Raw genomic sequence first — 1,057 nt, 5'->3', positions numbered from 1 at the left:
TCAGATTCATGTATTCCACCGCCAAAGACAGCGGTTCACCTGGGTCGAGTCGGCGCACATCGTGATGACATAACGACTGCAGCATCGCATCTTGAGTCGGTTTAACCATGACACCATTAAAAAGTGTGTCATGTGCTTGAGCGGTATCGAGTAGCACGACTGGCAATGCCTGAGAAAAAAGGAAACCCTGCATGTAATCAACACCAATACCAGCCAACACTTCGAGCTCGCGTTGTGACTCGACACCTTCGGCAACCACCTCGACGTTCAGCTTGTGTGCCAAATCGGTAATGGTTTTGACGATGTTATAACTTGTACTACCCTCATGAATATTCTTGACGAACTTGCGGTCGATTTTTAGTACATCAAATTGCCCTTCTTCCAAATAAGAAAACGAAGAGTAGCCCGTACCAAAGTCGTCAATCGCAATTTGAATGCCCTCTTGGCGAATCTGTTCTAACGCAAACGCGTGTTCTTCATCTTGCTCGAAATACGCGGTTTCTGTTAACTCAATAGTCACCAGTTTTGGTTTTACATCGCTGGCTTTAATCAAATCGAGCGATCGCTGGAGAACTTGCAATGAATCCAGCTTGGTATTCAACGAACGATTAATGGAAAGTCCGATATTTTCGCCATAGATTTTTTGCAAATGTGGCCACTGCTTCAGCGCGGTTTGGCAAACAACGTCATCCAGCGCAGCGATCAACTCCAGGTCTTCAATGATGGAAATCATCTCTTGCGTGCTGTACTCGCTGTTTTCGTGATAGAAGCGCGCTAATGCCTCGAACTTCACCACATTGCCGGTTCGCGTTTCAATAATTGGCTGAAAATACACATCCACCAGCTCACTTTCAATTTGGGTTTTCAGGAACGTTTCCAAATGCTGACGTTTCACCAACTCGGCGTGAAGTTCACTGTTGTAAAAGTTGAAGTAGCCGTTTTCTCCAGCTTTCGAAGACACCATCGCTTGCGCCGCATGAGCAAGTGCCTGTTTGGGATTGTTGGTGTCATACCCAAGAACAGAAACCCCGGTTTGCCCTTCCACAATCGTAGCGTG

Annotated in this window: 1 protein-coding gene; it reads right to left on the bottom strand. The window is 46.5% G+C overall.

Annotation, left to right across the window (positions count from 1 at the left end):
- Positions 1–1,057: EAL domain-containing protein (locus tag R7Q09_RS24375; RefSeq protein ID WP_318143723.1), on the bottom strand; the 1,057-nt coding region annotated here is incomplete at both ends.

Source organism: Vibrio sp. 2130-1, from assembly GCF_033339515.1.
This window is presented reverse-complemented; position numbering and strand designations above follow the sequence as displayed.